Raw genomic sequence first — 6,512 nt, 5'->3', positions numbered from 1 at the left:
ATTAAAACAAAGAGAGATAATTAAAATTAAAACAATCAAGAAGAGAAGAAAACATCATTTATTGCAAAAAATGAACTAATAACTTAATTTTAAGCCTAACTGGTAAACATGCTTTGACTACATACAGTTGTCCTACTCATTCCTTCTGATGTTTCTCTTTTCGTGGAGGAGCTAATAATAGACAATGACTTTTTATTAACCTCAAAAAATGAAATCATTAAAATTAATTGCCCATATTGTCGAACTGGAAATCTTGTTGTCAGACAGAATTCATTTAAAAACAATCAATTTTTAGGTTGTTCACATTATCCAATTTGTAATCAAACATTTAACAATTTGGAAATTTTAGAGAAAACAATACTTTGCCGAAGTTGCAAAAGTGGTTTTATGACAAAAAGAAAAAGTAAGCACGGGAACTTTTTAGGTTGCACGAATTACCCAGATTGCACGAACACAATAAATTTAAAATGACAAACCCCAAACATACAATACGAGCTATGGTGTATTGCTTCTAATTATCCATACTTATTGTACTTATCTTGAACCTTTATTGCGTGTTTATATTTTTGTTTTGACTCTTACTGTTTGGGGGTATAAGGTCTCATTTAAGCATGACATATCGAGGTATGAGAGCGTTTTAGGATTTTCTAATGGTTTACCCTATCTGAGGAATTATCGTTCGTGTATCAGACCTTTTTCTTGAAAGGGATGACGAGGTCTATTCCTCTTGCATGTTCTGCCCCAATTAATATTCATGAAATAAGTCCCAATTTATCGATGAAGACATTTATCGGATAGTTAAACATAGACAAGTGCTATTTTTGATTAACTATTTATGTGGAGCGTTTTAAATAATTAAGAGATTAATTTTTAAAACAAAAGCCATGAAAAACACACACATCTTTTTAATACCATTTGTTCTTTTTACTTTGAATTGTTCAATGCCTGATATAGAACCAATTAAAATTGATTTATGCAATGGGAAATATTACGTGTTTTTATATCCAACAAGTTGTGATGACATTCCACATCAAATTAGTATATCTGGAGAAGAGCTTACACGCCTTAAAGAAATTAAGGATAATTCTACCGAAGAATGTATTCCAATCTCAATAAATCCATTATCAGGTAGTGAAGAATTAACAGATGGTTACCTGAAATCATCCATCAATCTTTTCTGCAGTATTTAAAATCAGGACACATCTAATTATAAAATATCTGTCTTCAACAAAAATTGAATTTTTTGGTTTAAAATCTTAGAAAGTGGTGCTAAAAAAATCCAACCGATCATTCTCAAATTCTCAAAAAATTAGTGTGCATGATTAAACCATTGAAATGACTCTGGCTGTTTTGGGGTATTGGGGGATTATCTCCTTCTTCATTCTGATGGGAGAATAGACTTGGGTCGCACCAAAGACAGATTTTGTCTTGTCTTTAAATCTTTGGTTCTATTTTTAGATTTAATTTTCTTTTTTTCTTATAATTAAATTTTTTAGCATAATATTTTAGAATTATCTTTTCATTACTTTCCAGATGCAGCTGACTATTATAAGTAAAGGGCTTATAAGAACTATTGCTTTCTACGTATGATTCGAAAACTTCTCTAAGTTGTTCGAAATCCAATAATTTCAGTTCTGAATAAATGGTATTAATTATTTGAACAGGATGTTCCGTCAACCCATCGTAAATAATTTCCATAAAGTGAGATGATTGTATAATTTCTTTATCTTTTTCAAACTTTGCCATCATTTTATCATATGTACCCAAGATAAGATCTCGCAATTCATGTTCAGCAACAGATTGAAGTGAGAAATGATCAATATTTGATTGCCACAGTTTGAGATGTGAACGAAAAACTTCTTTTGGGTGTCTATCGATAAAAATGAACTTCGCATTTGGGAACAATTTAATGAGTAAGGGAACCCTTGCTAAATTAGGGGGAGTTTTAAGCAGTAATTGACGCCCTCTGTTCTTGTAGCTAATCTTCTTGAGCAAATGCAGATAGCATCTTGACCAATTATTTATTTGTTCCTCAGAAAAATCGGCCATTAGCATATTCCTGTTGAACCAGTACTTTGCATGTTTAGGAAAAAGGTATGCCAAATAAGATGAATTATTTCCACTTTTATTGAGTAATGCTGTGTCTTCTTCACAAGGAAGATCCCAATCGAAAGGGGCATTATTAAAAAATGGTACCTTCAATTTCAATGTAACTGCAACAAACTGAAAGATAGGTTTTAGGAAACGCTCTGTCCATAAAAAAGACCCAAAAAAAATTACTTGGTAGTAATTAAGATAACCGAATCTTTTGTCTTGAACTAATAGTTGATGAAGAAAGCTGGTACCAGTCCGCCAATGACCTAAAATAAAGATTGGAGGGTGAATTATTCGATGTTTCGAAATTTTTCTACTGTAAATAAGAGATTCTACCAGATTTAATGGGATGGAGGTAAGTCTTAGAAAAATATAATGAATTAAATGACTAATCTTTCGGATACTCAGACCGTCTTTTACAACTAATTTGATAAATTGGATAAGAGTTGACATTATAATACTTAACTCATTTTAATATTTCGTGTAATTTTGAAGGTTAAATAAATCAAGAAAAAATGAACTAGGGCTGCTAAATCCATTCCAAGAATATACCAAGGCCATTCTCCTACTACCAAAGGATTATCGGCGTACGGCTTTTCATTTAAAAACCAGTAATTTGCCTTAATCAAACAATTAAAAATAAATATCAGAATAATGAATATTTGAGTAATAATAAAAACAATAAGCCATGAATTCCTTCGAGGTCTCATTCCTAACACTATAGTCAGGTATAAAGCTGATAATATTAATCCACCATGAACAATGTAAAATTCGAGTAACAACAAAGCCCCATCTCCATGTATAATTTCTGGAGTTAATATAGATTGAAGTCCCCCTGAAATTCCCCAGTACAGCAATATTTCATAGACCAATTGCTTTCGCCAAAATAATACAAGACCAGACAATATCCCACTCATTGTACACATTTGCAACGGTAATGATGTTGAAATATTCCAGCTATCATGCATCAACAGGTATGGATGTATTAAAATGGCCGTTGCCAGTAACAGACTCCCTATTCCATAGGCAAGATAATTCCTCCCTTTGACCTGAAGAAAAACTCCAGTTACAATAGGCAATATTATTAGTAAGGCTGTTAAGGAAATAGCCTTCCACCATAATAAACTAAAGATTTCAACTGTATAATTATAGTCCATTATCCATTAAAATAATATCCTCTTATGAATTTTTCAAATACCCTACTTGGCAGCACCTTTTTAAGCATTGGAGCAATGAGTTGACTTCTTTGTTTTCCAACTGTATACCTAACTTTTGGTTTTCGCATGTGAATAATTTTACAGATCAGCCGGGCCACTATTTCTGGAGAGCCCCCATCGTATTCGTCTTTTTCAATTGTGTTTTTTGTTCGAGCAAAATGTTGTTGGTATAAATGATCATGTTTGTCAATCGCATTAATTTGACGATTTTTAGTAATTGAGGTACGAAGATCTCCTGGTTCTATTAAGACTACCTTAATACCAAGTTGATGTAGTTCCATCCTTAAACTTTCAGATAGTCCTTCCATCGCAAATTTAGATGCGCAATATATTCCCTGAAAAGGTAATCCAATTAAGCCTCCAATGGAAGAAATGTTTATTATTGTCCCACTTTGATGTTTCTTCATTAAAGGGAGAACCTGTTGTATCAAATAGATAACACCTAATAAATTGCAATTCATTAATGTATTAATCTGATTCGTCGTTGAATTTTCCACCGAACCAATCAGACTTATTCCGGCGTTGTTAATCAAGATATCTATACTTTTCTCTTGACTGATTATCTGAGACACTCCTTTTGTAATAGAGTTTATATCGGAGACATCCAAGGCTAACCAGTTAAAATTGAATGACTCCTTTGGCTTATTTCTACTCACACCATAAACTATGTATCCCCTTTCTACCAATAATTCAGCAGTGACTCTTCCAATTCCAGAAGAGGCACCAGTAAGGAGAACTACTTTTTTTGAAGTAAGAGAACTAGACATTATGGGTTATCAAGGTTTTGAGATGAACAGGATTATTTTTCACACCATATTTTTCTAATAATTCTTCTAATTCCGTAATTAAGCCATCAATCTGTTCCGTCGTGTGTTCTGTCATAACAGTTATTCTAAGTCTAGCCTTACCTTTGGGCACTGCAGGCCAACGTATTGCAGGGATAAAAAATCCCTTCTTGAATAATTCTTCTGCTATGCTCATGGCAATTGATTCATCACCTATAATTATAGGTATGATTGGAGTTGGATAGTATTTGACATGAATGCCTATTTTTTTTAAACCTGATTGAAAGTATTCTACATTTTTCAAAAGCCTATTCCTTAAACCAGGTTCTTCTCGAAAAATTTTAATGGCAGTAATTAAACCAGAAGCTACTCCGGGTGGCATAGCAGCAGAAAAGATATAGGATCTCGATGCAACTCTAAGAAAACGGCATAAATCTGTGTTACCGGAGACAAAACCTCCCACCCCTGCAAATACTTTATTTAAAGTGCCCATTTCCAAATCAACCTTTCCTTTCAGATTAAAGTATTCAGCCGTTCCGCGACCATTTTCGCCCAATATCCCTGTTGCATGTGCATCATCAATAATTGTAATTGCTTGAAATTCTTCTGCAAGTGCGACTATCTCTGGTAAAGGAGCTATATTCCCATCCATACTAAAAACACCATCCGATATAATGATCTTTCTCTTATTTCTATTTTTTTTAAGCTTTTCCCTGAGATCATTCATATCAACGTGTTTATACCTGATATGTGCTACATTAGCAATTTTACATGCATCTATTATACTTGCGTGATTCAACTCATCATTGAAAATGACGGTCTCATTTTTTAATGAATACAACATGTTCATCGTTAATTCTTTTGCAACAGACCTAGCTGGTGCAGCCATAGCCGAAATGACACCTAAGTTTGCAAGATATCCAGATGAAAATACAAGTGAATCTTCACAATTCTTTAATTCAGAAATCACTTTTTCTAACTCTTTATGTAAATCTGTTGATCCGGAAATTAACCTTGAACCACCGGCTCCAGTTCCAAAATTTTTAGTTCCTTCAACATTGGATTTAATTACTCTGGGATGAGTTGCTAGGTTCAAATAGTTATTAGAACAGAACATATGTAAATTTCTACCGTCAATTCTTACTACAGGTTTCGGAGGGGATGAGACCGTTTTAATTTTCGGGTACAATCTCAAGTTATCTAAATATTCAAGTGTTTTAATGACTATTTCCATTTTTATTCTCCTCTAGTTAAAATAGTTTCTCCGCATATGCTTTGAATTAATGACTGACAGTTTGTTTGTCTTTTACTCTGTTTTTATGGATTACCAAAGCTCTTTTTTTTCACACCATTAATGCCATCTTAATCCAAAAGTTCACCACTAGTACACTATAATAGGACTATGCTAATTCCCAGACATAATACTTTTAGGGCGTTCATGAAATATTTAAGTATTATCATAAAATTAATCCTTAATTACTAGTTATCTGTCCCAATTAATGTATGAAGCATAAATCAGGACTTAATTTAAAATCAATCAATTCAACGGTTGTAGGAAAAATTTAAAAAAAGTGATATTAGTTCAGGTCAATTCAATTAACTAAAAAAATAGTGTCAAGTCATGAAGCATAATTATTAAGACTATTCACAAATTTAAAAGGTGTTGAGGCGCCACCTTTTGACATCAATAAGTGTTAATTCCCACTCAGTAACTTTCTGAATTCTGCCATATCATAATCATTACCATAAAGCAATGTACTCATGCGCAGGACATCGGAAGCGATTAAAACAGCTGTTTTGATTTCTTCCTCAGTGGCCCCAAGCCTTTTGGCTTCAGCCAAATGATAGGGTATGCAATATTTACATTTGGTTGCTGCAGCTGTTCCTAAAGCAATCAAGTGAGCCTCCTTTTCTTCAATTGCTCCATTTTTTAGTACAGCATCCATAGCATCAAAAAATTCATCAGCACTTTTAAGAACTGAGGTGGGATAAAGAGAATTGAACGGGCTTTTAGCGAGCAATTCTGCCTTTTCTTGGGGCGTTAAGACATCTTGGGCAAATCCAGTACAAAGACTTGAAATAAGAACTAAGATTACTAGAAAATTTCTCATAATGGTTTGATTTTAATTAAATTATAATGTCATGCATCTCATAAAAAGAATAATGATAGCATTAGAGTTCTCATGAATTGACGGCTAAGTTTAATGTAAAAGACTTAGTAAGGTAATCTGAAAATTTAATGAATTTATAGAAACTCTGACATGAAATAAGTTCTATGATTAGTATGAATAATTTTGTACCTTATGAAGTTATAACTTCATTCTGCGTTTGAAGAATTAATTATTCTAATAATTTAACCGCAATACTAAAAATTCACAATGAGGGATAACAGTTTAGATTGGCTTAACTGATGCTC

Annotated in this window: 7 protein-coding genes; 2 read left to right on the top strand and 5 right to left on the bottom strand. The window is 32.9% G+C overall.

Annotation, left to right across the window (positions count from 1 at the left end):
• Nucleotides 1–162 precede the first annotated feature (162 nt).
• Nucleotides 163–471, top strand: a complete 309-nt coding sequence (locus tag MR041_RS15685; RefSeq protein WP_422613582.1) for a topoisomerase DNA-binding C4 zinc finger domain-containing protein — start codon at nucleotides 163–165, stop codon at nucleotides 469–471.
• 413 nt (nucleotides 472–884) lie between these two features.
• On the top strand, nucleotides 885–1,190 hold the full coding sequence (locus tag MR041_RS15375; RefSeq protein WP_242095143.1) for a hypothetical protein: 306 nt from the start codon (nucleotides 885–887) through the stop codon (nucleotides 1,188–1,190).
• A gap of 244 nt (nucleotides 1,191–1,434) precedes the next feature.
• On the opposite strand, the gene MR041_RS15370 is transcribed toward MR041_RS15375, so the two are convergent.
• From MR041_RS15370 to MR041_RS15350, 5 genes are all read right to left on the bottom strand, one after another.
• Nucleotides 1,435–2,547 carry a sulfotransferase family protein gene (locus MR041_RS15370; RefSeq protein ID WP_242095142.1) on the bottom strand — a complete coding sequence of 371 codons (1,113 nt, stop codon included), beginning with the start codon at nucleotides 2,545–2,547 and terminating at the stop codon, nucleotides 1,435–1,437.
• An 8-nt stretch (nucleotides 2,548–2,555) separates the two neighbouring features.
• Nucleotides 2,556–3,251, bottom strand: a complete 696-nt coding sequence (locus MR041_RS15365) for a YwaF family protein (protein WP_242095141.1) — start codon at nucleotides 3,249–3,251, stop codon at nucleotides 2,556–2,558.
• A complete protein-coding gene (locus MR041_RS15360; RefSeq protein WP_242095140.1) occupies nucleotides 3,251–4,078 on the bottom strand; it encodes an SDR family oxidoreductase in 828 nt (275 codons plus the stop codon). Before MR041_RS15360 ends, MR041_RS15365 begins: the two co-directional genes overlap by 1 nt.
• Nucleotides 4,071–5,330, bottom strand: a complete 1,260-nt coding sequence (gene bioF / locus MR041_RS15355) for an 8-amino-7-oxononanoate synthase (protein WP_242095139.1) — start codon at nucleotides 5,328–5,330, stop codon at nucleotides 4,071–4,073. The genes MR041_RS15360 and bioF overlap by 8 nt, the downstream gene beginning before the upstream one ends.
• A 460-nt stretch (nucleotides 5,331–5,790) precedes the next feature.
• A complete protein-coding gene (locus tag MR041_RS15350) occupies nucleotides 5,791–6,207 on the bottom strand; it encodes a carboxymuconolactone decarboxylase family protein (RefSeq protein WP_242095138.1) in 417 nt (138 codons plus the stop codon).
• Nucleotides 6,208–6,512: the final 305 nt, after the last annotated feature.

It is taken from the genome of Aestuariivivens sediminicola (assembly GCF_022662015.1).
Taxonomy (GTDB): Bacteria; Bacteroidota; Bacteroidia; order Flavobacteriales; family Flavobacteriaceae; genus Aestuariivivens; species Aestuariivivens sediminicola.
Note: the sequence above shows the minus strand (reverse complement) of the source record. Positions and strands in the feature narration are given on the sequence as shown.